18 protein-coding genes and 1 tRNA gene are annotated in these 25810 nt (G+C 62.2%); 8 read left to right on the plus strand and 11 right to left on the minus strand.

From position 1 onward, the window contains the following. Positions 1-116: 116 nt before the first annotated feature. Both mfd and ABVV53_RS12800 read left to right on the plus strand, forming a co-directional pair. Positions 117-3614, plus strand: a complete 3498-nt coding sequence (mfd, locus tag ABVV53_RS12795; RefSeq protein ID WP_353984815.1) for a transcription-repair coupling factor — start codon at positions 117-119, stop codon at positions 3612-3614. Positions 3615-3695: 81 nt separating this feature from the next. Continuing rightward, positions 3696-5234, plus strand: coding sequence for a glycosyltransferase family 39 protein (locus ABVV53_RS12800; protein ID WP_353984816.1), 1539 nt, complete (start codon positions 3696-3698; stop codon positions 5232-5234). On the opposite strand, the gene ABVV53_RS12805 is transcribed toward ABVV53_RS12800, so the two are convergent. Next, complete coding sequence (locus ABVV53_RS12805) at positions 5231-6577, minus strand: GGDEF domain-containing phosphodiesterase (RefSeq protein WP_353984817.1); 1347 nt, start codon at positions 6575-6577, stop codon at positions 5231-5233. The two genes, ABVV53_RS12800 and ABVV53_RS12805, sit on opposite strands and share 4 nt — an antisense overlap. Positions 6578-6687: 110 nt before the next feature. Between ABVV53_RS12805 and ABVV53_RS12810 the strand changes: the two genes are divergently transcribed. Both ABVV53_RS12810 and ABVV53_RS12815 read left to right on the plus strand, forming a co-directional pair. Next, positions 6688-7470: an NAD kinase gene (locus ABVV53_RS12810; RefSeq protein ID WP_353984818.1), complete on the plus strand. Its 783-nt coding sequence runs from the start codon at positions 6688-6690 to the stop codon at positions 7468-7470. Between the two features lie 117 nt (positions 7471-7587). Continuing rightward, positions 7588-7662: transfer RNA gene (locus ABVV53_RS12815), tRNA-Asn, on the plus strand. Between the two features lie 458 nt (positions 7663-8120). On the opposite strand, the gene ABVV53_RS12820 is transcribed toward ABVV53_RS12815, so the two are convergent. Beyond that, positions 8121-9809 carry an FAD-binding protein gene (locus tag ABVV53_RS12820; protein WP_353984819.1) on the minus strand — a complete coding sequence of 563 codons (1689 nt, stop codon included), beginning with the start codon at positions 9807-9809 and terminating at the stop codon, positions 8121-8123. 170 nt (positions 9810-9979) lie between these two features. On the opposite strand from ABVV53_RS12820, the gene ABVV53_RS12825 reads away from it, so the two are divergent. Continuing rightward, a complete protein-coding gene (locus ABVV53_RS12825; RefSeq protein WP_353984820.1) occupies positions 9980-10789 on the plus strand; it encodes an enoyl-CoA hydratase/isomerase family protein in 810 nt (269 codons plus the stop codon). Positions 10790-10843: 54 nt separating this feature from the next. Here the strand turns inward: ABVV53_RS12825 and ABVV53_RS12830 are convergent, their stop codons facing one another. Beyond that, complete coding sequence (locus ABVV53_RS12830) at positions 10844-11020, minus strand: hypothetical protein (RefSeq protein ID WP_353984821.1); 177 nt, start codon at positions 11018-11020, stop codon at positions 10844-10846. Positions 11021-11083: 63 nt separating this feature from the next. Beyond that, entirely contained in the window at positions 11084-11419 is a 336-nt protein-coding gene (locus ABVV53_RS12835; RefSeq protein WP_353984822.1) for a hypothetical protein, read from the minus strand. A gap of 196 nt (positions 11420-11615) precedes the next feature. Here ABVV53_RS12835 and ABVV53_RS12840 point away from each other — a divergent pair, with 196 nt between their 5' ends. After that, positions 11616-12215, plus strand: a complete 600-nt coding sequence (locus ABVV53_RS12840) for a response regulator transcription factor (protein WP_353984823.1) — start codon at positions 11616-11618, stop codon at positions 12213-12215. Here ABVV53_RS12840 and ABVV53_RS12845 read toward each other — a convergent pair. Then, positions 12208-12756 carry a MarR family transcriptional regulator gene (locus tag ABVV53_RS12845; RefSeq protein ID WP_353984824.1) on the minus strand — a complete coding sequence of 183 codons (549 nt, stop codon included), beginning with the start codon at positions 12754-12756 and terminating at the stop codon, positions 12208-12210. The two genes, ABVV53_RS12840 and ABVV53_RS12845, sit on opposite strands and share 8 nt — an antisense overlap. Positions 12757-13154: 398 nt before the next feature. After that, a complete protein-coding gene (locus ABVV53_RS12850; RefSeq protein WP_353984825.1) occupies positions 13155-15479 on the minus strand; it encodes a TonB-dependent receptor plug domain-containing protein in 2325 nt (774 codons plus the stop codon). Positions 15480-15612: 133 nt separating this feature from the next. Here ABVV53_RS12850 and ABVV53_RS12855 point away from each other — a divergent pair, with 133 nt between their 5' ends. Then, on the plus strand, positions 15613-16671 hold the full coding sequence (locus ABVV53_RS12855; RefSeq protein ID WP_353984826.1) for a phytase: 1059 nt from the start codon (positions 15613-15615) through the stop codon (positions 16669-16671). 234 nt (positions 16672-16905) lie between these two features. On the opposite strand, the gene ABVV53_RS12860 is transcribed toward ABVV53_RS12855, so the two are convergent. Further along, entirely contained in the window at positions 16906-17748 is an 843-nt protein-coding gene (locus ABVV53_RS12860) for an arylamine N-acetyltransferase family protein (RefSeq protein ID WP_353984827.1), read from the minus strand. A gap of 238 nt (positions 17749-17986) precedes the next feature. On the opposite strand from ABVV53_RS12860, the gene ABVV53_RS12865 reads away from it, so the two are divergent. After that, positions 17987-18778 carry a hypothetical protein gene (locus ABVV53_RS12865; RefSeq protein ID WP_353984828.1) on the plus strand — a complete coding sequence of 264 codons (792 nt, stop codon included), beginning with the start codon at positions 17987-17989 and terminating at the stop codon, positions 18776-18778. Here ABVV53_RS12865 and ABVV53_RS12870 read toward each other — a convergent pair. From ABVV53_RS12870 to ABVV53_RS12885, 4 genes are all read right to left on the minus strand, one after another. Next, complete coding sequence (locus ABVV53_RS12870; protein WP_353984829.1) at positions 18768-19604, minus strand: MipA/OmpV family protein; 837 nt, start codon at positions 19602-19604, stop codon at positions 18768-18770. The two genes, ABVV53_RS12865 and ABVV53_RS12870, sit on opposite strands and share 11 nt — an antisense overlap. A 275-nt stretch (positions 19605-19879) precedes the next feature. Further along, positions 19880-20698: a sterol desaturase family protein gene (locus ABVV53_RS12875; RefSeq protein ID WP_353984830.1), complete on the minus strand. Its 819-nt coding sequence runs from the start codon at positions 20696-20698 to the stop codon at positions 19880-19882. Positions 20699-20949: 251 nt separating this feature from the next. Then, entirely contained in the window at positions 20950-22356 is a 1407-nt protein-coding gene (gene phoA, locus ABVV53_RS12880; RefSeq protein WP_353984831.1) for an alkaline phosphatase, read from the minus strand. Positions 22357-22476: 120 nt separating this feature from the next. After that, positions 22477-25239 (minus strand): TonB-dependent receptor, encoded by a 2763-nt coding sequence (locus ABVV53_RS12885; protein WP_353984832.1) that lies wholly within the window; start codon positions 25237-25239, stop codon positions 22477-22479. Positions 25240-25810 lie beyond the last annotated feature (571 nt).

Raw genomic sequence — 25810 nt, forward strand, 5'->3', positions numbered from 1 at the left:
CTGTCCCGCACGTCTTCGCTGATGCCGAACGTCGGGCGGACACAGCTTGTGGAACATCGCCCCCGCACCTATCGGCTGCAGGAACTCTCCTCTCCTCTTGCGACTTCCATCCGCACATGCCCGATCTGAAACGGATACTCTCCGCCCCATCCCCGCTGACTCTCGCCTCCGTCGTACGCGGGGCGCAGCCGCTCGTCATGGCGGACCTTGCCCGCGCCGCAGCTACCAGCGGCAAGGGCGGGCGGGCAGTCTTCGTCGCCACCGCTGAGACTGAAATGCGCGCGGTGGCAGACGCGGCCGCCTACTTCGCGCCGGAACTGGACGTGGTGGAGTTCCCCGCGTGGGACTGCTTGCCATATGACCGGGCCAGCCCAGCTTTGTCCGTCAGCGCTCGCAGGCTTTCGGCTCTGCACCGGCTGCAGACCAAGCGCGACGGGCCGCAGCTTCTTGTCACCACCATCAATGCGCTTCTGCAGCGCGTGCTCACTCCGTTTCGCATCCGCGAATCCGTGCGGCTGCTCAAGCCGGGCATGGAGATCGGCCACGACAGCCTGATCGCCCTGCTCCGCCGTCAAGGCTATCACCGCAGCGACACCGCGATCGACGCGGGCGAATTCGCGGTGCGCGGATCGATCTTCGACATCGTACCCTCTGGCCTGGAGCAAGGGCTGAGGCTCGACTTCTTCGGCGACGAGCTGGAGACGCTGCGGCTGTTCGATACCACCACGCAGCGCTCGACCGGTTCCATCCCCGAACACTTGCTGCTCCCCGCCAGCGAAGCGCTGATGGACGAAGACACGATCAAGCGGTTCCGCGCCCGCTACCGCGAGCAGTTCGGCGCCAACGCGACTTCGGACCCGCTATACCAGGCGGTCACCGACGAACGCCGGATGGCCGGCATGGAGCACTGGCTCCCGTTGTTCGAAGACCGGCTGGTCACGCTGTTCGATCACCTTTCCAAGGACGATCTCATCGTCTTCGACAGCGCGGCGCAGAACGCTGCCGAAGAGCGGCTTCGCGACATTGAGGACTATCACAAGTCCCGCATGGACACCTCGGGACAGAAGGCGGGCAGCTATCGCCCGCTTGCGCCGGACGCGCTTTACCTGACGCAGTCCGAGCTGGACACTTGTGCCGCTGAGTGGCCCGCGCACCGCGCCGACCCTTTCGCGCAGCCCGAAAGCGCGAAGGTCATCGACTTCGACTTCACCAATGCGCGCGATTTCACGCCCGAGCGCGCCCGTGGCGACAATGCCTACGAAGCCACGGCCCAGCACCTCCAGGCGATCGCCAAATCCGGCCGGAAGGCGCTCTTCGCCGCCTATACCACTGGCAGCCGGGCTCGGATCGCCTCGATCCTGGGCGAAGCTCTCGGTGGGAAAGCGCCCGAGCCCACGATGGCGGAGAGCTGGCAGGACGCTCTCGGCAAGGCGAGCAAGAGCCGACCCGCTGCGCTGGTGCTGCCGCTTGAGACCGGCTTCGCCAACGCCGAACTTGAGGTCGTCACCGAGCAGGACATTCTCGGCGACCGGCTCGTGCGCCGGAAAAAAAAGCGCAAGGATTCCGACGCCTTCCTCGCCGAACTTGCTGCACTGACTCCAGGCGACCTCGTGGTGCACATGGACCACGGCATCGGCAAGTACGATGGCCTGCAGTCCATTCCCGTGGGCGACAGCCCGCACGACTGCGTGATGCTGGAGTACGCCGGAGGCGACAAGCTCTACATCCCCGTCGAGAACCTCGACGTGCTCTCGCGGTACGGCTCGGAGAGCGAGGGCGTTACGCTCGATAAGCTGGGCGGCGAAGGCTGGCAGCGGCGCAAGGCTCGCCTCACCGAGCGCATCCGTGAGATCGCGGGCGAACTGATGAAGACCGCTGCCGAGCGCGCCTTGCGCCACGCACCGGTATTCGAAACCGAAAGCTCCTCGTTCAACCAGTTCGTCGATCGCTTCCCATGGCAAGAGACTGACGATCAGGAACGTGCGATCGAGGACGTCTTGGGCGATTTGTCAGAGGGCAAGCCGATGGACCGTTTGGTCTGCGGAGATGTCGGCTTCGGCAAGACCGAAGTTGCCTTGCGCGCGGCGTTCGTGGCGGCAATGGCTGGGCATCAGGTTGCCGTCGTGGCCCCGACCACGCTGCTGGCACGCCAGCACTACACCGGCTTCTCGGACCGCTTTTCCGGCTTTCCGCTCAACGTCGGCCGTCTTTCGCGGCTGGTCACCGAAAAGGAAGCGCGCGCCACGCGTGAAGGCCTCACCAACGGCACTGTCGACGTGGTGGTCGGCACCCATGCGCTGCTGTCGAAGTCGGTCGCGTTCAAGAACCTGGGCCTCGTCATCGTCGATGAGGAACAGCGCTTTGGCGTGACTCACAAGGAAAAGCTCAAGCAGTTGCGCAGCGATGTGCATATGCTGACGCTGACTGCGACGCCGATCCCGCGCACGCTGCAGATGGCGATGTCGGGCCTGCGCGAACTCTCGACTATCCAGACCCCACCGGTCGACCGCCTGGCGGTGCGTACCTATGTGATGGAATGGGACGACATGGTGATGCGCGAGGCGCTGCTGCGCGAGCATCACCGCGGCGGACAAAGCTTTATCGTCGTCCCCCGCATCTCGGACATGGCCGAGGTCGAGGAGTGGCTGGCCAAGCACGTCCCCGAAATCAAGCCGATTGCCGCGCACGGGCAGATGAGCCCTACCGAAGTGGAAGAGCGCATGAGCGCTTTCTACGAAGGCAAATACGAAGTCCTGCTCTCCACGACGATCGTCGAGAGTGGGCTCGACATTCCGCGCGCGAACACGATCATCATTCACCGAGCGGACCGATTCGGGCTGGCTCAGCTTTACCAGCTGCGTGGCCGTGTCGGCCGCTCCAAGCTGCGCGCTTACGCCTACCTGACGACACCAGCCAGCACCGGCCTTTCGGAAGTGGCCGAAAAGCGCCTGAAAGTGCTGGGCGATCTCGATAGCCTGGGAGCGGGCTTCCAGCTGGCGAGCCACGATCTCGACATTCGCGGCGCCGGCAACTTGCTGGGGGACGAGCAGTCCGGGCACATCCGCGAAGTCGGCTTCGAACTCTACCAGTCCATGCTGGAGGATGCGATCTTGGCCGCCAAGGCGGGCGGTGTGGGGTTGGAGCGCCAGACCTCCGGACTCAGCCCGCAGATCACGGTCGATGCTCCGATCATGATCCCCGAAGAATACGTGCCCGATCTCGCCGTGCGCATGGCGCTTTACCGTCGTCTCAACGACGCCGAGAGTGCAGCCGAGGTAGAGGCGATGTCGGCCGAGATGATCGACCGCTTCGGTCCGCTGCCTGACGCAACCGTCAACTTGGTCAAGCTCATCGAGATTAAGCGCCAGGCGATCGACGCCCACATCGCCAAGATCGACGTCGGCGCGCGCGGTGCGCTGGTCAGCTTCCACAACGATGCTTTCCCTAATCCAGAAGGCCTCATCGCTTATGCTGAACGGCTGCAAGGCACCGTCAAGCTGCGGCCCGACAACAAGCTCGTCCTCACCCGCGTCTGGGGCGATCCCAAGTCGCGCCTCAATGGCTTGTTCCAGCTTACCAAGGGCTTGAGCGGCATCGCGAAGAAAGCGGTGTAGGTACTCTGCATCTAAGGGGAGACTGACGCCGGCTCAGGGCAGCTTACCGGATCGCAAGCATTGGCGGGTATCCGTCAGCATATGGCGACGCTTGCCCCCCATCTGGATCGCAGTCTGGCTGCCCCCGCCAGGCGTGGCAGGGCTCTCGCAACGCCTGTTGCGCTTGCCGCATTGGCTTTGGCGACTCTGCTGTTCCGGCTTGGAAGCTTGTGGACCGAGCAGATCGACTGGGACGAGTGGAGCTTCGTCCTCATGGGCGCGGACGTGGCGCAGGGGCACTTGCCTTTCGTCCACCAGTTCGACCTCAAGCCCCCGCTCGTCTTCTTCCTGTTCGGCGCCACAATCGCAGTGTTTGGCAAAAGCCTGATCGCCATCCGCCTGCTTGGCGCCTTCTGCATTCTCGCCAGCGCTGCGTGTGTATATCTGACCGCACGCCGGTCAGCCGGACACTGGCCGGCGCTCGCCGGCGCGATGCTCTGCGCCGCCCTGGCATCCGCTCCCTTCGGCCTCGCCACCAGTTCGGAGCTCCCCGCTATCGCCCTGCTCAGCGCAGCAGTCTGGCGGTTATCGGGTTGGCCGCTTGGCAACCGGGATGCCGCTTTCTCCGGAATTCTGGTCGCCCTGGCCGTGCTCACCCGGACGAACCTGGCGGTGATGGCTCTTGCCCTCGGCACCATGCTGCTCGCGTCCGCACGAATGCCGCGCAGCAACAATACGCGCACAGCGTGGCTCTCCTTCGGCCTTGCTGGCCTCGTCCCGCCACTGCTGCTGGTGCTGGTCTATGCAAGCGCCGGACAGCTGGAAACGCTACGGCTGGCGATGATCGATGTGCCTCTCGCCTACTCGGGGCAACTCAGCGCCCTCGAAGTCGCGCAACAGCACGCCACACAGCTCTACTATACCGCGCAATCGGCGCCGTTGCTCTATGCCCCCCCTGTCCTGCTTGCATTCGGCGGCGGCGCGCTGGCGGTAGGGCAACTCATACAGCCAAGCAGCGATGCGAACCGGTGGCTTGCCATTGTCCTGTTCGTGGTGATCGGCGCAGTCGCCTGCTCGCTGCTGATCGGGGGAGCCGCTTACCCCCATTACTGGCTTCAGCTCGTACCGTTCGTCGGCCTCTTCGCCGCTCTGGGTGTGGCAGGGCTGGTGCAAGCGGGAAAGACCGCGCGCTGGTTCGCCGTAGCGGCGGCAAGCCTGCCGCTCGCCGCAGCGCTGGCTACATCGCTGCCTCAAACCAGCGCCAGTTACACCAGCCCTCGTCCGATCGCGCAGGCGGCGGCTCACATCCGCCATACAGCAGGCCCGGCGCCCACCGTCTGGGCCATGCACAAGCATCTGATCCACTGGTACCTCGATGCGCCGCAACTCTCACGCGCAAGCGTCCACCCGGACAACCTCGCACGGCGTGCGATCATCGATACGCTGGCGGCGGATGGGTATGTCGGTCACGACGAAGTGGCTCGACTGATGAGCCTCAGGCCCGAGTTCGTGATCACCGACGCGAGGGGGAAAGGCATTGCCTGGGTGCGCGAAGACGGCAAGGACGTCGACCGCTGGCTCACCGCCCATTACCGCAACGACGCTCAGTTCGGAGACGTGCTGGTCTACCGCCGCCGCTAGCTGCCTGCGGACATGAGCTCCGCGAACAGCTCTGCGCTCATTGGCTGCGCGCGCAGGAAACCTTGATAGTACGCGCAGCCCTCGGCGGCGACGCGGGTGCGCTGAATTTCTGTCTCCACGCCTTCGGCGATTACTTGCAAGTCCAATGCCCGTGCCATTGCCACGATCGCGCGCAGCACGGCTCGATCACGGCGATCGCGGCCAATCCCCTCCACCATCGAACGGTCGAGCTTGAGGTAGTGAAGCGGCAGCACTTTGAGGTAGTGAAAATTGCAGAAGCCGGCGCCGAAGTCATCGAGCGCCATCCGGATGCCATTGGCGGAGAACTCAGCCATGATCTGCGCGGCATGGTGCACATCGCCGATCAGCGACTGCTCGGTCACTTCCAGCGTAAGCCGGTTGGGCGGAAAGCCGGTCTCACGCAGACGGTCGAGCAAATGGCGGGCATAGCTGCCGAATGCGAGATCGGCTGGGGTGATGTTGAGCGAGAGGCGCAAGGCGGCAGGCCAACTACAGGCCACGTCGAGCGCACGGCTGGCGATATGGCGCGATAGCGGCGCCACATGGTCGGTCCTCTCCGCGATCGCGAACAGCGTGCTGGCGCCGATGCGGCCGAGCTCCGGATGGTTCCAGCGGGCAAGCGCCTCGGCGCCCACCAGGCGATCGTCCGGCAGGCTGAATTGTGGCTGGAACAGCACCTCGATCTCGTCGCGGTCGATGGCGTTCAGCAAGTCCACCTCGAGCTGCGACGAAGAACGGCCGTGCGGGGTCGCTTCGCCATTGGCCCATACCAGCCGCGCGCCTTGCTGCAGCGTGGCCTCGTTCAGCGCTTGGCCGAGACGATCGAGCATCGAGTCGACCGTTTCACCCGTAAGCATGCGCACCAGCCCGATGCGCGGAGAGAGTCTCAGTACGCCTTCGGGTACGGCCAACGGCCGGGCGACCACTTCGCCCAACTCGCCCGCGACGAGCTGCCACCGTTCGCGGCTGCACGGTTCGTTGGCGAGCAGGAGGAAAGAACCGCCGCCCGCACGCGCGACCAGCCAGCGTCCTTCCAGTTCCCCCGCCGCGAACCCGCCGATCCGGGCTGCCACTTCCTCCAACGCGCCGTCACCCGCCGCCTCGCCATACGCAAGGTTCACGGCATCCAGCCGACGCAATCCCACCAGCATCGCCTGCAGCGGTGCGCTGTCGAGCTCGATCCCCTCGCGGCCCATCCATTCGGTGATCCGATCACGCAAGGGATCCAGCCCAGAGACTCCGGGCAGCGACGGACGAACCTCCTCGACAATCCCTTCGCGCTGCTGTTCGGATGTGTCTGTTTTCTGGCGTACCCCGTTCATCACCTGCTCATAGCCGCAAAACCGCTTGCCAAACACTTCCAAATTGGACAGCCCCCCGCGTCAAGGTGGGACGCTTCCGGCGCACCGCGCTGCGGCAGTAAGGGTGATCGATGAGCGAGGAACGCAAGCTGGCGCTGATCGTCTCCGACAGCCCCAAGGCGCAGGCGGGAGCGGAAGCACTACGCCGCCTGCATGACTGGGCACCGCCCACGGAAGCCGACGTGCTCGTCGTCGTGGGGGGTGACGGCTTCCTGCTGCACGTGCTTCACGAAATGCTCAAATGGGATCGGATGCTACCCTGTTACGGGCTTAATCTCGGCACGGTCGGCTTCCTGATGAACGACACGCATCACAATGGGCGTTCCATCGCGCAGCGGGTGGCGGATGCGCATCCCGTCTCCGTGCGACCGCTGGAGGTCCACGTCGTCGACCAGAGCGGGCAAGAGTTTCGCTACTACGCCATCAACGAGGTGTCGCTCCTGCGCGAGACCCGGCAGACCGCAAAGCTGGAAGTACGCATCAACGGCAAGGTGCGGATGGAAGAGTTGGCCGGCGACGGGATCCTTGTCGCCACACCTGCCGGGTCGACCGCCTATAATCTCTCGGCCGGCGGTCCCATCCTCCCACTCGGATCGCGGATGCTGGCGCTCACGCCGCTTAGCCCCTTCCGGCCGCGCCGCTGGAAGGGCGCGATCCTGCCGGAAAGCGCCGAAGTCGAATTCCGAATCCTCGAACCGGGCAAGCGTCCGGTTGCCGCTGTCGCGGACCAGAAGGAAGTTCGCGAAGTGCGCGACGTGCGAATCGTCGTTTCACAAAAGAAGGAGCTGACGCTGCTTTTCGATCCCGGCTCAAGCCTGGAAGAGCGCATATTTTCGGAGCAGTTCCAGGTCTGACCTCCCGGACTGCGCGCTCTCGCGTTTCTGGCCCAATTTCTCTGCCAATCGCTCTTGCCAAACAAACCCACCCTGTTATACGCGCAGCCCTGCCCAGGACGGCGACGTTAGGGCCGCTCCCCGATAGCTCAGCGGTAGAGCATTCGACTGTTAATCGAATGGCCGTAGGTTCGAATCCTACTCGGGGAGCCAATTTCTTCACAACTCGCGCACAGCGCCTTACGTCGTTTCGACAGTGCTTCACTGGTCGCACGTACTTGTGCGTGTCAGCCTCTGCGCTCGAACACGGCGTTGATCGCGTGGACCGAACCGATGATCTCTTCGCGGCATCGAAACCGGCCGCGATTGAAGACCAGGCGGCGAGTATGGCGCACCAGTTCCGGGCCTATTGAGCAGCAAGCTCCCTATCTCTGCGGCGGTGGTGAAATAGTATTGCAGTTGTGCTGGGGAGCGTCCGAGTTCGCGATTGCGCCCACCGGTTCGAGGCAACGATGCTGAGGCGGTCACGGGCTAGTTCCGCGCCGCATATCAGGCATGCCTCGCGGACGCCGGGCTCGCCACGCACCCAGATCGTCCCGAGGACCGTGGAGAACACGGCCTCCCTGGAGGCGACTAAGCGGCCGCCTTCAGATCCACGGTGCTTATCACGCTCAGAACTGGTTACCCATTCCGGCCGCATGCTTTGCGGCGATCCAGCCGAACGTCATCGATGGGCCGACACTGGCACCGGCTCCAGGATAGACTTTGCCCATTGGTGAGGCGGTGCTGACGCCGCAGGCATAGAGTCCCTGGATCGGCGTACCATCCGCCTTGAGCACACGCGACTGGCTGTCGCAAACGACGCCGCCATACGTGCCCACATCGCCCGGCACGACCGGAATCGCATAGAACGGCCCCTTCTCAATCGTGCCCATGCAGGCGTTCGGGCCGTCCTTGAAGAACGGATCGCCTAGCCAGTTGTCGTATGCGCGTTCGCCGCGATGGAAGTCCTCATCCTTGCCCTTCCGCACGAAGCCATTCCAACGATCGAGCGTGTTTCTGAGCGTGGTAGGTGGCACCTTGATCGCCTCGGCCAACGCCTCGACGCTGTCGCCACGCCGCATCCAGCCGGATTCCAGCCACTTCGCCATGTTCTTTTTGGCCGTGCCTTTGCCGGCGACAGCGTAGTTGTCCATGTACTGCTGGTCCATAATTGCCCAGCTGGGAATCGCCGGCACCGTGCGGTCGCGGACCACCATGTTCTCGCAGAACTCCTCGTAGGAGCCGCCTTCGTTCATGTAGCGGACGCCGGACTGATCAACCTGGATCGCGTGTGGCTTACCAGTGGTGCTCTGCGTGGCGGGCTTGACGTAGTCGTCCTCCCAGCCTGGCGCCGTGGTCGTCTGGCAGCCTACGAACTGGTCCATCTGGCCAAGCGCAGCTCCCTTGCGCTCCAGCTCGACGTGCATGTCGCCGTTGTCGGTCTCAATGCCGTTCGACCACTCAGCCCGTGTACCCGGCATGTATTTGTCGCGCATGGCCTGATTTTGCGCGAAGCCGCCCGCGTTCACGAGAACGCCCAGGTTTGCTGCGATCCGCCAAGGCTTACCGTTCTTGACAGTGACGACGCCGACCGCCTTGCCGTCTTCGATGATCACCTCGTTCACCGGAGAGTTCACGCGAATCTTGGCTGCCTTCTTATCGAGCACTGCCTTGAGCATCCGCCCCTGCAGGGCCGCGCCCGCAGTGACCCAGTGCTTGCCGGTGAGCTTGCCGGCAACGACAGCGACGGCGGTCTTGAGGAAGATCTTCTTGATCGCCCAGCTGTGCTTCATGAACGGCAGCTTCATGCCGTCATCCAGCTTCACGGGCACTTCCAGAAAGCCCTTCCGCAGCTTGGGCGCCCACTCTTTTCCGAGCTCCTTCTTATCGAAAGGCAGCGCGGTGACAGTGCGGCTGGTCTTCACCCCGCCTGGTTTCTCGTCGTAGTAATCGGGCCAGAAGTTGGACCCGCGCTCCAGCGCGACACCCTGGTCAACAATGAAGTCCAGCATCTTGCGCGCCTCGACCACATAGGTCCGCCGCCGCTCCGGGCTGGTACCGGGTGCGTCTGGGGCATCCTCGACAACGGCGTTCAGATACTCGACGCCCTTCTCGACGCTATCCTCGCCCGGATCCATGAAGCGGTTGGCGGGTATCCACATCACGCCACCTGACTTGCAGGTCGTGCCGCCGACCCACTCTGCCTTCTCCAGGATGACGACGGACTTGCCGGCCTGCTTCATCAGCAGGGCCGAGCTCATCGAACCGGCGCCGCTGCCAACAACCACCCAGTCAAACGTCTCGTCAAATTCCGCCATCTTTTTCTCTCCCGCCCGTCGGTACGTGCTTGCTGCGCGTATGTTCAGCACGCCCCGGCCTCTTGCGCAATGCCGTGCGCGACCGCTCCGGCGATGCGCCCGAGCGAGATTGCTGTAGCCCTGCGCTAAACGACGGCTATGACGGCGCCAGCACAGAGGGAGACCACACGATGACCGACACCGCACCAGCGCTTCCCAGCTTCGGCTCGATCGCCATGGCCCGCGAGGGTCGGCTCCTGCGCATCACGCTGAACCGGCCTGACGCGATGAACGCAGTGAACCTTGAGCTGCACGACGAGCTGCCGCAAGCACTGTGGTTCGCGCAGGGCGACACCGGCTCCGACGTCATAGTGCTGACAGGTGCAGGACGTGCTTTCTCCGCCGGCGGCGATCTTGACCATATCGAGAAGAACGCACGCAACCCGCACCTGTTCGACCACGAGGCGCGGATGGCCAAGCGCCTTGTCACGACGCTGCTCGACATCGACAAGCCCGTGGTCTGCCGGCTTAATGGTCACGCGGTTGGCCTTGGCGCCACCCTCGCCCTTTTGTGCGATGTGATCTTCGCCGCAGAGGGCGCCAAGATCGGCGATCCGCATGTAGGGCTTGGCCTAGTCGCCGGAGACGGCGGAGCGATCATCTGGGCCCAACGCATCGGGCTTACCCGCGCGAAGGAATACCTGCTGACCGGTGAACTCCTCACCGCCAGCAAAGCAGCGGAGATCGGCCTCATCAACCATTGTGTACCGCCCGAAGAACTCGATGCCAGGGTCGATGCCTTCTGCGACAAGCTGCTCAACGGCGCTATGGTCGCGATCCGCGCGACCAAGGTACTGATGAACCTGGAGCTCAAGCGGCTGACGACGGCGCTGATCGATGCCGGGATCGCCTACGAGTCGGTGAGTGTGCGAAGTGCGGATCACCTGGAAGGCGTTATGGCTCTCAAGGAAAAGCGCGCGCCCAAGTTTATCGGGCGGTAGAGGCTCCACCCGTCTAAGAGCCCTCGCCGATACGCGGAGCCCCAACCGACTGCGTCAGCGGCGGCTTTCGCGTACCGCGGTGGCCACCAGCACGGTAGTGGAAAGCAGGATACCACAAACCAGCACGGTGATGCTGAGCAGTCCGCCTGCGCTGACGTCTACGTCGACTCTCAGCCTGGCATGGCGACCCAGGCGCAGGACAGCGGTGGCGGTCTGGCGATCGGTGAGCATGGACATGCGCCCACAACGCGCCGACCGCCAGATGGTTCTCAGGCCAGATTCTCAGTTAGGTCCTCAAGCCGGCCGGACCGGCTCGCCAATAGCCTGGAACACAGCGGTATAGCAGGTGCCAAAGTCCTGCGCGTCGGACTGCGTCAGCTTACCGCTCTGGGCCGCTTCTCCCATCTGCCCGAGGAAGGCCATCGGGTCCTCTGCCTCGAATTCGTAGATCGCGAGGTACGGATTGGTGTCCGAGCCCATGAGCTTGGCGACCAATTCCCAACGGCTAGCCTGCTCAAACCCGAAGGTGTTCACCAGTTCGGGCAAGTGGCAGTTATTGTACCAGTCGTGAAACTCCTGCTCGCGTCCCGGTTTCGGTGTAGTGAGCGCTATCATCCGCAATTTGACCATGTTTTCGAGGCCTCCTCTCTCTGAAGGCCCTCACCATCGGCAATCGCAGCGGGGCTGGCAACCCTTCGTGGCTGCGGAGGAGCACGGCAGGCCCGGCGAAAAGCGCAGATGTCGGTATGAGAAGCAGTCAATCGAATCTGTGTTCTGCACCAGCCTCAGGCTTCCCGAACCAAGCGGAACCCCGTAGATCACGGGAATGGAGCGCTACAACACCATTTCCTTGATCGACACGGACTTTCGCCGCCGCGCCGAATGCTTCAAGGCTTTGGAAGGAATACGTTTTCATATCGAGCCTTATGAAAGCGTTACGGAATTCCGCTACCAAGGCAACACGGGCACGCTGATCCTCGTCCATGACGACGGGTCGGGCCTCGCGGAACTGCTCAAGGACATGCAGCTGCGGGACTACTGGGCCCCGGTTCTGGGATACGGAAGGATGCTCGATCCCGGCCGCTGCTCGCAGGTCATTCTGCAAGGCTTGATCGGCTATTTGCCCACGCCATTCGGCCGCCATGACATCGAAGACCTGCTCAACAATTGCGCCAGGCAGCTGACCGCTCTCATTGACTTCCGCTACGGTGCGGCGGACGCGCGCCGGAAGCTCAGGACGCTCACAAGGCGTGAGTTCGAAGTGCTCGAGCATCTGCAGGGCGGCTTAACCAATCGGGAGATCGCCAGTTTGATGGCGATCAGCCCACGCACTGTCGAGATCCATCGCGCGAACCTGCTGCGTAAGATGGAGGCCAAGTCAGCGCTAACCGCCATCCGCATGAGCGTGCAGGCCAAGCTCACCTAGTGAGCCTCTCGCGCAGCGGCGAGTCCCACGCCTCCTGTCCATCCCCGTCGCCCCTACTCGAAAGCTGCTCTAGCGCCGCGCCCATCCTGGCAAGACCGGTATCGGTCAGCCAGACATAAGTACGCCGCTTGTCCACCTCGTCCCTTTCGCGGAACACGAGCCCGTAACGCACCATTTCGTCGATCTGCCGCAGCGCTGTCGAGTGCGACACACCGGAGGCAAGGCAGGCGCTGCTGACCGGCACGCGCTTGCCCGCGGCTTCCATGATGAACAAGTCGAGCAGGATGTCCCACCCCGGCTCGCCGAAGATCGAGCCGAACAGGCGGTCTCGTTGACGCCGGAATCGGTAAAGCCGCGTCGCCAGCTCGCACCAGCGAGCCAGCGTCTGCGCGCGTGTCGCAGGCAGTCCGGGCACACGACAGTCCGCCCGCATAAGCTCGCGCTCGTCATCAGCCGAAAACGCGATGTTGCTTTCCTGCCGCATCTGCTCGGCCAAAGCCACCAGCTCGGCTGCAAACCTTTCCAACCTCTCGCTCGGCATCTTTATCGCGCCTGCTGTTCGTGACGAGCCGAGCGGACCACCTCCGCCGCGCCTCGTTCGGGACTGTCTTCGCCCCCACACTGTTTGACGCACGCCTCCGCCCCGCTGTTCCCGCGGATCGAAGAAAAGCTGTCAATGTGCGGACCTCGACATGGCCCCTGCGATGAGATGCCGGCCGCGAAAGTTTTTCAGAAGGTCGGTTGCAGGCCGGTACGGGCGCTTGCGCGCTTGCCCGAATTCACGGGCTCCACCGCCTAGAGCGATCTGCATATTCCCTCAGGAGAAGGTAGTCACCAGCAGCAGCGTAGCCGTCGTACTACGAAGGATAGCCCCGACCGAGACCCCATCAGGAGAGCAATCTCCGACAAGGTATCGGTGGCGGACTGGCCGTGGCACACTCAGAAGGCGTAGCGAGCCATGATCTGGAAGACGGGTCCTGCTTTTTCGCTCTCGAGCTCGTATTCGTCAAAGTCGCGGTCAAGCTGGTCTTCGAGGTTGTCGAACTTATTGAACACCTCGCGCTTGCGCCCGTTGAGCAAGTTCGATCCGACAGCGCGGATAGTGAAGGTCTTGCCGACACGCTTTTCGACGAACACCTCAAGATCAGCACCGTAAGTGGTGCGGACCTCTTCCGAAATGACCCGCCCGTAAGCAGGGCCTTGCTTGCGGTACGTGGCGCCGAAAGCCACGCCGTACGACGGGATGTCCTGGATCGCACCGAAGTTGTAGACGTACTTCGCCTGATCGTTGAAGCGCCGCTTGCCGGCGAAGTCGGTGATTTCGCTGTCTAGCCACGACACGTTGCCGAACAGGCCGGTGTTGGGAAGACCGACCACCGCAAGGTCGGTGGAGAGGTCGAGCTCCACACCCCAGACTTTGCCTTCGCCCACGTTCTGCGGCTGGAACACGAAGGTGCCCTCACCTTCGGAGCCTTCCACACCCGTGTTGGTCAGTTCGATGAGGTCGCTGATGTCGCGGTAGAAGAAGTTGATGCCCAGAATTCCGCTACCCATTCGATGCTCGTAACCGATGTCCGCGCCCCAGGCGCTTTCCGGCATCAGCTGCGGATTGCCGAGAAGATCACTATCGCCGACTTCCTCTTCGATCAGCGCTGGAGTGAGGTAGTTGAAGTCGGGACGGCGGACCGTCCGGGCGACCGAACCGATGATGCGGTCGCGTTCCGTCAGCGAGAGCTTGAAGGACGCGGAGGGAAGGAACTTGTCGTATTTGGAGCGCTGGTTCGCGATGTCGTCGTCCACGGTGAAATCGCGGATGCGGACCTTGGTGCTTTCATATCGCACGCCCGCTTCCCACACGAGACCGCCGCTTTCTCCCTCGATCAACGCAAACACATCGCGCCGCTTTTCCTTGATGCGGTTGTAGCCGCCGTCTGGTGCTTCGAAGTCGCCGAAGGGGCCGCTGAGCTCCGTCGGATTACGGCTGAACTGATCCCACACAAAAGTGGCTTCGCCCTCCTGCTCTGCTTCTCGGATGTCTGTCCGGCGCGTCTTGTCTTGATAGTAGCCACCGAAGACGAACTTGACCTGTTCCGTGAGCGGGATCTCGTGCTCGAGCCGGATGGAAAGCTCCTTGTCCCTTATCGAAGACCGCGTGAATTCACCCTCGAACTCAGGCTCATCGCCCTCATCCACGTCGAAGCCGATCTCGTACTCGCTTTCGTTCCGGTCCTCTTCAAACCGGGCGTAAGCGAGGCGCAGAGACGTCTTGCCGGCAGCCCACTCGTGGCTGAGCTTGCCGTCAATCGTGTAGTTCTCCTGGTTAATGTCGGTGAAGTTGGCGTTGTCGCTCAGCAGGTTTCCGGCCGGAACCGGGCCGGTAATCGCGGTGGGATCATCGTACTCGAAGCTGCGCTCGGTTTCCGTCCTGTCGGTCCGGACATAGAAGCCATTCAGCTTGAAGTTGGTCGTATCTCCATCGATCTCGTAAGTGCCGTTGAAGCTGTAGTCCTTTCCGTCGCGGGTATCCGTCTGGTCCTCGCGATTGTCGAACTCCTCCGTCGCATAGTCCGGATCATTCTCGGGCGAGTCACCATAGCGGAAGCTCTGCTTGACCTTGGGATTGTGTCGGCCTTGCAGGTTGCCACCAAGAAGCAGACGGCCTGCCCCTACGGCACCACCCCAAACGAACCCCAGGCTGGGCTCCACTTCGCCATCATCGTAGCGAAGTCCGCCAGCCCGCACGTAGCCGCCGTCCAACTCGTAGCCGTCGCGCAGCACGATGTTCAGCGACCCGGCGACAGCGTCAGCAGTCCGGCGTGCGGAGGAAGAGCGGATGATCTCGACGCGCGAGATCAGTTCCGCTGGGATGCGATCCAGGAAGAACGAACGATCGGCGCTGGCCCCTGGCACACGTTCGCCGTTGATCAGGATCTGAGTATAACCGGGAGGCAGGCCGCGCAGACGCGGCGCATCGCTTTCGATGACATCTGAGAGGAAGGTGACGGACGGCACGCGCTTGAGCGCGTCGCCCGCGGTCAGCGGCTCGAACCTCTGGAAGTACTCGGTGTCGTATTGCAGGATTGGCTCGGGCGTATCGACACGATTGCGATAGCCGATGCCGCCAATCACCACGATGTCGCGCGCGGCTGTTATTTCACTATCGCTGCGTTCGTCGTCCGGGCCGGCTTTTGCCGCCCAAGCACTTGAACAGTATCCGGTTGATAATGCAGCGCAGCCGAAAAGAAGCCAGTGCTTGGCCAACATATATGCCCCCGATGATGTTTATGAATTACTATATTGCGAATTGACGTTTGCTTGGCTGACGTGCAATCCGCCCCCTGCCGCCGCCAGTTAGGAACCGAATGTGACGATATCGAGAATAAATCATTACACTTCTGTGACTTTCGCACTTGCGGTTGCACTTGCTGGCTGCGCCTCTCTTGAGGAGAGGGAGATTCCCATCGAACAGCGGATCGCCGCAGCTCTCCCGGCAGTCACGGTACAGGCGCAAGGCGAGACGGCGCCTGTCGGCACCACCAATGCCGATGCGGCGGACGATCCCGCGATCTGGCGCAATCCGGCGAACCCGGCTGCCAGCCTGATCGTCGGCACGGATAAGAAGGCCGGTCTCTACGTGTATGGGCTCAACGGCCAGGTGCGCGACTTCCGCGATGCTGGCCGCGTCAACAACGTCGATCTGAAGGACGGGGTCACCATTGCCGGCGCGCCCGCGATCGTAGTCGCCGCAAGTGATCGTAACGACCGCGCTCGGGCGAAGATCGCCCTGTTCCGCCTCGACCCGATCACTGCGAAGTTGACGCCGCTGGGGGAAGTGGATGGCGGTTCAGGCGAAGCCTACGGCATCTGCCTCTCCAAGTTCGGCGGCGGCCTTCATGCCTTCGTCGTGCTGAAGGACGGGACGATCAACCAAGTGTCGCTCGACCTCTCCGGCGCCACACCGACGGGCCGCACCGTTCGCACCATGAAGCTGAACACCCAGGCCGAGGGATGCGCGGTTGATGATCGCAGCGGACGCCTTTATGTCGCGGAGGAAGATGTGGGATTGTGGCGCTTCGACGCCGCTCCAGGCGGCTCCACGACGCCGGTCAAGATCGCTGCCGCTGACGGCAAGGCCATCGTCGCGGATGCAGAAGGCGTGGCGATCGCGCCCATTGGCGAGAAGGCCGGATATGTCCTCGTCTCAAGCCAAGGCGACAACGCCTATACTGTCTATCGCCTCGCCGATGAGAGCTACGTAGGACGCTTCCGGATCGTGGCAGGCCCATTCGGGGCCACCGAGGAGACTGATGGCGTGGATCTCGCATTGGGAGACTTCGGGCCCGGATACCCCGGCGGCTTGTTCGTGGTGCAGGACGGCGACAATGAAGGTAAAGCGCAGAACTTCAAGCTGGTCGCCTGGGACGAGATCAAGGCGGCACTGAACCTGCGCGACTGAAGGGTTGCTCGAACAGCAGTGACAAGAGGGCGAGGCAGCGCCTGCTTCAAGGCGATACCCGACGTGCCCCTTCCTTTTCCGCAGACGAAAAGGCCCTCCAGTCCTCCGGCTCGCCGGACGAGTACAAATCCTCGGGAGGTCAGTGCGTCATCCCTGAAGCCGATTTCGCGCACACTCACTCGTTTTAGGTCACTGCTGTTAACAGTTCGAGGAGATGCAGAGATAAACTCTGGATCATAAGAATAGGGATAACTGTGCAGCCTCATCATCGCTTAACGAAATGCGAAACAGCTCACGAACCGTATTCGCATAATCCCTTGCGTTGTCGATCGTCCGCTTTTCGACGTTAGCTGCTCGGTAGATCGTCAGCTGCCGGTCACTCATCGCCGCAAAGCCGTCGGTGATCGGGATACTCACGACATGGAGTGTGGTGAAACGCGTGCCGGGCCGGGTTGCGGTCCAGTGATTGGCTTGGTCGAGATCGTCGGGCGCGACCTCGCACAAATCGAAGGTATACTGCGGCTGCCAGTCTAAGCTCGATGCGGCGCGGCCGTCAGTTGCCAGCGCGGGCCCAGCACGTTCAAGTCGCCATTCCCCTGCGAGGGCTCCGGGCGGGCCAACACAAAGCAGGCGATGACGAGCGCCATCCGGGGTGGTGGCCTCCGCACCGTCAATGAGTGGCAGCGGAGGTATGTTACTGCCGCCGAACCCCGCGTCGGCCAACCAGTGCTCACCGTTGATCGTAGCAAGAAGGCAAACATGGGTCCGCGGCGGCACAACGCCTGGCGGAACCGCCAGACGAACCCGGGCGAGCAGCGGGCGATTTGCGATTCCGATCTGAGCGAGCGCATCTGAGAACAGACGGTTTTGCTCGAAACAGTACCCTCCTCGCTTTCGGGTCACGAGCTTGTCGAACACGCTACGCGCATCGACTGCGATGCCGCGACCGAGCTGGATGTCGAGATTCTCGAAGCCAATAGCAGCGCGATGCGCGGCCTGTGCGATCGTCAGACCTTCGCGAGTGGCAGGTGGCAGTGCGTCAAGGCCGATACGGGCCAGGTAACTGAGCATATCCATGCTGCCAGTCTACTATCGGCGATATCACATCGCCAGCTCTCGCATCGCGACGGGCGTCGCTTCCTTGGATCGGTGCGCATGGACGCTACTGAGCGACTCCGAACGACCTAGAGCTTGACCGAACCGAGCTGAAAACTGCCTTTCATTGATCCGCCAGCGCTGACGCAAACGTCTCACTGAGCACAAGGGCTTTCTCGGCATCGCTGCAACGAGCGCTCTTATCAGACGTTGCGAAAGCATGGTGACCGGCACTGAAACCCACTCGACCAGCACACTGAAGTGGCCGCAGATTGCGGTGCTGCTTGCCGCGGCACTTCAGGTTCTGACTCCGCTGCTGCCGCAACTCGGGATTGGCGAGCCCATCGGATCCCGGTCCGATGCGGTTCGAACACTTATCACCCCATCGGGCTGGGCGTTCTCGATTTGGGGCGCTCTTTATGCCGGATCCGTGTTGTTCGCGATCTACCAAGCCTTGCCGGCCCAGCACGACAACGTCTTCCTAGACCGGATTCGGTGGCCCGCCGCCGGTGCATTTTTGGGCAACGCAGTGTGGGCTGCCTACACCCAGACTTTCGGACTGAGCGTCGTATCGGTCGCAATCATCGTCTGGACACTAGCTTGCCTACTGGTGATCTACCGCACGTTTTCAACTGCGACGTTCACGACTGGCGAGCGTTGGTTCGCGTTTGTTCCACTCAGTGCACTGACTGCGTGGCTGACGGTCGCTACAACCGTTAACATCGCGGCCAGCCTCAGGCATCATGGAGTGGAAGGCGGTGCAGCGGCGCCTGCGATTGGCGCAGCAATCGTGGTGCTCTCCGGTATCATTGCGGCAGTCGCGCTCGCGCGGGGGCGCGGCAATTTGCCCTTTGCTGCCGTCTTCCTCTGGGCGTTCGTTGCGATCTTTTCCGCCGGCGGCCAAGTGGCAGAGCTTATTGCCGCAGCTACAGCGGCCGCTGGAATTCTCGTAGCTTGCGGGCTTTTAACCGGTCTGCGGCGTCCCCACTCATCCGGTACTGCTAAAGGTTGAAGCGCACGCCGTAGCCAAGCCCGAGGGTGAACTGTAACAGCCGTCCGCGTTCCCGCACGAGGGGGGAATCTCCGGCATCGCCGGCCAGCTGGTCGAGGCCGGTGAACAAGGTGACAGCGCTTCGCCGGTTAAGCGGACGAATGACGGAACCGCCGACGCCATAGGACAGCAGCCCGCCAGAGGGAGAATAGGCCGGCAGCCCCGATCGCTGCGCTTGAACTGCATCGATGCCGAAATAAGTATCAATGTACGCCTTGGTTGCCACGGTTGCACGAGGGCCGGCGTTGATGATCGTGCGTCCACTACGCGCCTGATAAGAGACGGCGCCGTCAGCTATCACGCCTTCGTGCCCGCCAAAGCCGCGGCGCACTTCCAGTCGCCCCCGCCAAGGACCCACGCGTTTTTCGACGAAGCCGCCTAGTTCCGCAGCGGCATCCACATCGCCGAGCCCGAGCAACGCGTCGCTTCCGCCAGTGATCAGAAACGGCGATCCACCGCGCTCCTCATCCCGCCCGAAGCGGACCTTTGCGAGAGGGCCAGCTTTCCACCCGTTCTCGTTCACGACGTTCCAGCCCAGGCCTTCAGGGATGGAGGCGAAGATCACGTCCTTGTAGTTGACCCGCAGGTCCGGAAAAACGGACAAAGTCATGTCCTTGGAGCCCTGCCACGCCGGGTTCAGCACAGGAGCGACGCCTATGGTAACGCTCCATCCCTCCTGGCCCCGGTCCGAAAGGCGACCAGCAGGCGGCACTGACTGTACGTTTTCCACCTGGGCGAGGCAGGGCTGCGCTGCCCCTAGTGCGACGATGGTAACAAGAAAGCGCATCTTTATCATTTTCAGTGCTGCCACCGATCGAGCCCCGCTTAAGAAGCCTATCACGTACCGTGATGTTGGGCGATGTAGTACCATCATTCGCACAGAAAGCGCACGGACATCCTCAAGTCAGAACGCGACCGCTGCGGGGACTGGTCGATGTGTTGCTGTCACATCGCCTGGTCAGAGCGCTCTTCAAATGCCTCACCCCTCCCGGTTCTTGCCTGATGCTCTACAGGGCTGGAAAAGCCCTTCGCCCGATTGGATGAAAGATTGGAAAGACGTCATCAAGCAGCGAGCTCCGACGACTGGCTGGAGGCGGGTTCGAGCGTCTGTGTCTTAGTGGCCTTCACCTGCCGACCCTTAGGATTTTCGAAGTCGCTCTCGTACTTCTTGCGCATTGTTCCGCACAGTCGATCCCAAATCTGCGTGTAGCCGCCAAAGTTATAGTTGAAGTACTTGTGGTGCTGGTCATGAAACGTGGTGGTGATGAACCACTTGGTCGCCCAGCTCTTGTGCCACCATCGTGGCAGAAACTCGTGCCCGGCGTGGACATAAAGGCCCATGATGACGTTGGTTGGGACGATCAAGGCCAGCGCCTCGAGGTGCACTCCACCCACCACCAGCGTGGCTACAGTCAGAAACAGCGGTACAAAACCACCGTTGATGAAAGACTCGAGCGGATTGACTGAGAAAGTGGTGAGCAGGTTAGGCGCGGTCGACTTGTGGTGCAATTTGTGCACCCAGCTATAGACTGGCTCCTTGTGCATCCAGCGGTGCAACCAATAGAACCATGTGTCGAACAGGAAGAAATACGCCGCGAACTCGATTGCGATCACCCACCAAGCCGTCGGGCCTTGCTGGAAGGCGATAAACCCCTGTTCTCTCAGATAGTGATTGAGCGGCCCGAGCGTAAACCCGGCTATTCCTACATTGACTGCAGCAAAGATCGCCTCGTTCCGAAACGTCGCCCACTTGAAGCGGCCGGGCTGAATGCGCCGAGCCTTGAGAAAGCCGGTGACCACGCCAAGACCAATTCCTGCCGCGACAAAAAGGACCAGCCAGAGGTTGAGCAGGTTTTCCCCGTCCAGAAGCTTATCGAACATCACGATTCCCAGTGACTTGCTTGCACCGACCGTCTGGTGATCGGGTTACGGCAATGGGTCAAGTTGGGTCCTGCGAACTCCGCGCTACCAATACAATTTATTACGAGCGTAGCGCAGGGACGCTGAATCTCGGTGTCCCGCTCTTCCGAGCATGATTGAGCAATCGGGCGTTGCGAACCAGCAGAAGCGTGATGCAGCAGCGTTATAAGCGACGCCCGAGTCCTGCTGCCAACCTCGATTGAAGAGAGCGCTCAGTTGAGCTTCAGGGCGTCCCGGATGATATAATGCAGGTCGGTCTGGTCCAGCAGGCCGCTGACGTTCACGGCGTGAGGACCGTAGGCCGCGATGCGCAATTGCGTGCCGGTGTGCCCCTGCGATCCTTCCTCGGCTGTGCCGTAGCTCACCGTCATCAGCCCGCCTTCGCGGGTGTTCAGCGCGGCGGTGAGCCCCGGGGCGCGCGTGCCGTTCCCGACGATCTGGCTGGTATGCGCATGATCGGCGGTGACGATCACGAGCGTGTGACCATCCGCCTTGGCGTACTCGAGCGCGACCTGAACCGCTTCGTCCAGGTCGACTGTCTCACCGATCTGACCGCAAGGGTTGGCGGCGTGGTCCTGCTTGTCGATCGATGCACCTTCGACCTGGAGGAAGAAACCCTTGGGCTTGTCCTTCAGCAAGGCAATCGCCTTGCGCGTCATTCCCGCCAAAGTCGGAAGCGAGGCGTTGCGCTCTGGATTAGGCTGACAGGTGACCGCCGGTTGATCGATGTTGCCGTGATGGCTGGCGCGCGGCCCCGTCCAGCGCACCGGCATGTTGCCTGGCGAGAACACACCGATCAACGGACGGCGATCATCGGCTTGCGTCACCGCGTCGAGCTCGGCGGCGTCGCGCACGATGTGGAATCCCCGATCGCTCGCCTGCTGTGCAAGAGTGCGGTTCTTCCAGCGCCCGGCTTTGGCCGTTTCCGCAAATGTTGCCGCCCCACCGCCGAGGACGAGGTCCGCGCGCGTATCGAGCATCTGTTCGGTGATCGACCCCGCGCCGCCGTTCTCCAGCGCATTCTGCGGGCATTTGGCACTGGTTGCGACCGGACCGTAGCACTTGCGTTGCGCGACGTGGGCGATGAGCGCTGCGGGTGTCGCATCCTGGATTTCCGATGTGGACACGTCACCGGTCGCGATCCCCGCCGCCTTGGCAAGCTCGATCAGCGTCTTGTGTGGCTTGCCGTGGATGTCGACCCCGATCGCCCCGTTGTAAGTCTTCACCCCTGAGGCCCAGGCAGTTGCCGACGCGGCGGAGTCCGTGACGTACGCGGGCTTGCCGGTCTCACGATCGAGGGCATAGTGGGTGTATTGTCCGGTGAAGGGCAGCGCATCGATGCCCTTGAAAAAGCCGCCCGCGCCTTCGGCATAGTTGCGCGCGACTGTAATTTCGGAATCTCCCATGCCGTCGCCGATCAGCAGGATCACGTTGCGAACCTCCGCGGGCGCCGTCAGGCGCGCATAAGTGTCGGCCATGTCGCCCCTAAGCCGCCGCGCACCACCCGGTTCGCTCAGATCACCGCGAGCCGCGCGCGACAGATCGGGCGCGGCGTCCTGCGCGAAGGCAGACGGGCCGGACAGAGCGAGCAGAGTGGCGAAAGCGAGGCGCGAGATCATTGGGCAGTGCTCCGGGCAAGCATTCAAGAAGAGGCAGGTTTCCGGCCCTATGACCGAACTAGGGGGAATGCAGGTGTAGCCCCGACGCGGCCTGATGCCGCGCCGGGGATTGTCTTCAAGTCAAAGCTGCGCGCGAACGCCCAGGCTGATCCGGCTTCCCGAGAACTCGTAAGTGGTCGGGAAAGACGGGTCCATGGTGTATCCGGTCGTCGCCTCGTCGGTGATGTTGATGCCCTGCAACTCGACGCGCACGTTCGGCAGGACCTGATAGCTCACGGCGAAATCGAACTGGCCGTAAGCATCACGATAAACGGGATACATGTTGCGCTCGATCCGCTCCACGTACGCGCCCTTATGATTGTATGACAAGCGAGCGGCAAAGCGGCCTTTGTCGTAGAAGACGGTCGCGTTGTAGGTGTTGTCGGCCAGCCCGATGGGCGAGGTGTCGATGCCCAGGTCCGACTGCCCGGTCAGCGAGCTGTCCAGGAACGTGTAGTTTGCGTTGATGCCGAAGCCGTCTAGTGTGGGCACGAACATGCCGAACGGCAGCACGGCGTTCAACTCGACACCGCTGACCTTGAACGATCCTTCGGCGTTCACCGGCTGATACACATCGAAGTCGTACACACCGTCGATGGTGCCGTTGGCGTTGTACTTGGTGACGTCGCGCACCACCCCGGTGAGCTCGTTCTGGACGACGCCCTTGATCTTCTTCCAAAAATAGGAGGCTGACAGGATTCCCCCGCGGCCCAGATATTTCTCGACGCCCACTTCCCACTGATCGGCATAAGTCGGCTTGAGGTTCGGGTTGCCGTCGCTGTAGCGGAAGTTGTTGAAGCTGGCTGTCCGCTTGTAGGCGAGATCGGTAAGCGCCGGGCGTATCAGCGTCTGCGATGCGGCAGCGCGTAGCAGCAGCGTATCGGTGAGCTCTGCGCGTGCGTTAAGCGCCGGCAAGAACTTTTCGTACCGGCCCTCGCTCGACACCGGCGCATCGGTGAGGCCTGTGGAGCCATCGGGATTCTGGATTTGGAAGAAGCCCTCCGAATTCACCGTCGTGCGCAGATACCGCCCGCCGAGATTGAGGAACACCGGCGCCGACGCAACGTCGAATTCAAAGTCGACCATGGCCCAGGCTGCGATCGTGTCCTCTTTGACGCGGTAGTACTGGCCATCGTCGAAGGGCGTGACGAAGCCGGCGGGACGGAAGAAATCGCGCGCATAGTCATTCGAGATCTGCTGCCAATCGAGATCGCGGGCCTGATACGACTGACCTCCCGCAATGTCTGTCACCAGTTGGAGCGGGCTGTCAGCAAGCGTGCGCTTATTCACGTAGGCCACACTGCCGCGCGTCGGCCCTTGGATCTTCTCTTCGCCGTACTCACGCTCGTTGGTCTTGTTGGTGTAGCGCGCACCGAAGTTGAAGCGCTTGAGCGCGGCGAAACCCGGCATATCGAACAGATAGCTGACGTCGAGCTGGGCGGCGTACTTGTCGTCCTTGATCTTCTCGCGCGTGGTCTCGTAGGCCTCGAACAAGTAGGATGCCGGGGCATTGTACATGTCGATCGAGCGCGGATTGTCGCTCCTGATCGTCTCGCCGCCCGTCTCGGTGTAGCGCGAGCGTGAGGGCGCATAGGCGACGTGCTTCAGGTTGGCGTAATCGAGCGTTTTCTTGGCGCCCGAGTAGCCGCCCAACGCACTGATTCGCCAGTTGCCGGTCTCCCAGTTCATCTCTCCGCCGAACTGGCGGTAGTCGGTCTTGTTGATGCGCTCCTTGCTCAGGAACTCGTGCTGGGTGTTGGTGTAGGACACATCGCGCAGGACGATGATCCCGTCGTCCGCCAGCGTGGTCGCGTCGAACTCGTGAATGCGTTCGAGCGTCGAATTGCTGGAAGCGGAGTAGCCGGCAGCGTCGTATTCGTCCTCGACGCGGTCATACGATCCCAGGAAGGCATCGAAGCTGAGGCTGAACGTGTTGCTCGGCTTGTACTGGATCGATCCCGACAGGCCCAGCCGGTCCTGGTCATTGAGGTAGACGCGATCACCGACCTTATCGATAAAGACGATCCGGTTCTTGTCGTCATTAGTGAACGCAATGTCTGCATCGCGAGCAAGGACCGCGATGGCCTGCGTACGATTGCCGTTGTTCCGGTCGGTCCAGCGAGAAATCGGGCGGAAGTTGATGCCTGAGTTGGAGTCAGTGCGGTTGGTGCGCTTCTGTTTTGAGGCAGAGATCAGGACGCCGAAATCGCCAAATGTGTCGCTCGCCAGCACGGAGATCTGCGGGTCGATCTTCTGAGAAATCGAGTTGTACGCCCCCTCCACCGAGCCGACGACGCGCAGACCAGGAGTGTCGAACGGCCGCGCGGTGCGGATGTACACCGAGCCGGCGATCCCGCCCTCTTCGTCCGCCGCGGTCGGGGACTTCTGGACTGTTACGGATTGGATGAGTTCGGACGCGAAGATGTCGAACTCGACGTCACGACCGCCCGAACCTGACGCCGTCGCCAGCTTGTTGATCGAAACGAAAGTGAACTCCGACGGCAAGCCACGAACGTTCACGCGCGTGCCCAGACCCTTGTCACGCTCAATCGTCACGCCGGGGATACGCTGCAATGCTTCCGACAGGTTCTGTTCGGGGAAATCGGCGATGTCGGTAGCCACGATGGAGTCGGAAAAGCCGATGGTCGCGCGCTTGATGTCGATCGCTTCTTCCAGCGCGCGGGCATATCCGCTGACGACGATCTCGTCGCTCGATGCTTCTTCTTCGGATGCGGCGGTTGTAGTTGCGGTCTGCGCGGCGGCGGGCGCAGCAAACAGCGCTGCCGTGGCTACGCCGAGTAGCAGGTGCGCGGAATGGCTAGTCTGGCGTGACTTACGATACACGATTGTTTCCCCCTCGAAGCAGTTGAGCAGGCCTCCGGAGTGGCCCGAATTTGGTCGAACGGATGCGATCTCCAGCCTGCTGGGGGCCGAGATGAACGCCGATCAGTCTTGGTTTGTGCCGTGCGACAATGTGCCGCTGCGCGCTGAAACGCACTCGGGGGCTGCTCGATGGTTTCTGCGCGCCAGTCGTTCAGACGCCCTATGCCGCGTGCAGGCTATCGATTTTGCGCTCTACATCCAGCCGTCGCTATGGAAGGCGACCAGCTCTTGTCATCAACCCATTGCTTATCCCGATGCACGATCCGGCTCGACGCCCCATTGGAGCAGCCTTGTTGCGCTACGGTTACGAATCGCCTTCAGTTTCATGACAGTGGTTTGAAATCGGCTGCAAAGTGATCCGAGGGGGACTCCACCGTCGGCGAGCAATGAAACTGAGAGGCTCGGGGGTGGCGGGCGGAGAAAACAGCTGAAGAGTCTCAGCGCGCCCTAGCTCGGCTGGTTGGTTTCCGCACACGAACGAACGGCAGGGTTCAGAATGGCGAGGAATGCTCTGAACGGCAACCTTTGAGGC

Origin of the sequence: Novosphingobium kalidii, assembly GCF_040534015.1 — a bacterium.
In the GTDB taxonomy this organism is placed as follows: domain Bacteria; phylum Pseudomonadota; class Alphaproteobacteria; order Sphingomonadales; family Sphingomonadaceae; genus Novosphingobium; species Novosphingobium kalidii.

What these genes read in the sequence shown, in the direction of transcription:
- mfd (WP_353984815.1), top strand. Translation starts at nt 117, where the DNA reads ATGCCCGATCTGAAACGGATACTCTCCGCCCCATCCCCGCTGACTCTC.
- ABVV53_RS12800 (WP_353984816.1), top strand. Translation starts at nt 3,696, where the DNA reads ATGGCGACGCTTGCCCCCCATCTGGATCGCAGTCTGGCTGCCCCCGCC.
- ABVV53_RS12805 (WP_353984817.1), bottom strand. Translation starts at nt 6,577, where the DNA reads ATGAACGGGGTACGCCAGAAAACAGACACATCCGAACAGCAGCGCGAA.
- ABVV53_RS12810 (WP_353984818.1), top strand. Translation starts at nt 6,688, where the DNA reads ATGAGCGAGGAACGCAAGCTGGCGCTGATCGTCTCCGACAGCCCCAAG.
- ABVV53_RS12820 (WP_353984819.1), bottom strand. Translation starts at nt 9,809, where the DNA reads ATGGCGGAATTTGACGAGACGTTTGACTGGGTGGTTGTTGGCAGCGGC.
- ABVV53_RS12825 (WP_353984820.1), top strand. Translation starts at nt 9,980, where the DNA reads ATGACCGACACCGCACCAGCGCTTCCCAGCTTCGGCTCGATCGCCATG.
- ABVV53_RS12830 (WP_353984821.1), bottom strand. Translation starts at nt 11,020, where the DNA reads ATGCTCACCGATCGCCAGACCGCCACCGCTGTCCTGCGCCTGGGTCGC.
- ABVV53_RS12835 (WP_353984822.1), bottom strand. Translation starts at nt 11,419, where the DNA reads ATGGTCAAATTGCGGATGATAGCGCTCACTACACCGAAACCGGGACGC.
- ABVV53_RS12840 (WP_353984823.1), top strand. Translation starts at nt 11,616, where the DNA reads ATGGAGCGCTACAACACCATTTCCTTGATCGACACGGACTTTCGCCGC.
- ABVV53_RS12845 (WP_353984824.1), bottom strand. Translation starts at nt 12,756, where the DNA reads ATGCCGAGCGAGAGGTTGGAAAGGTTTGCAGCCGAGCTGGTGGCTTTG.
- ABVV53_RS12850 (WP_353984825.1), bottom strand. Translation starts at nt 15,479, where the DNA reads ATGTTGGCCAAGCACTGGCTTCTTTTCGGCTGCGCTGCATTATCAACC.
- ABVV53_RS12860 (WP_353984827.1), bottom strand. Translation starts at nt 17,748, where the DNA reads ATGGATATGCTCAGTTACCTGGCCCGTATCGGCCTTGACGCACTGCCA.
- ABVV53_RS12865 (WP_353984828.1), top strand. Translation starts at nt 17,987, where the DNA reads ATGGTGACCGGCACTGAAACCCACTCGACCAGCACACTGAAGTGGCCG.
- ABVV53_RS12870 (WP_353984829.1), bottom strand. Translation starts at nt 19,604, where the DNA reads ATGCGCTTTCTTGTTACCATCGTCGCACTAGGGGCAGCGCAGCCCTGC.
- ABVV53_RS12875 (WP_353984830.1), bottom strand. Translation starts at nt 20,698, where the DNA reads ATGTTCGATAAGCTTCTGGACGGGGAAAACCTGCTCAACCTCTGGCTG.
- phoA (WP_353984831.1), bottom strand. Translation starts at nt 22,356, where the DNA reads ATGATCTCGCGCCTCGCTTTCGCCACTCTGCTCGCTCTGTCCGGCCCG.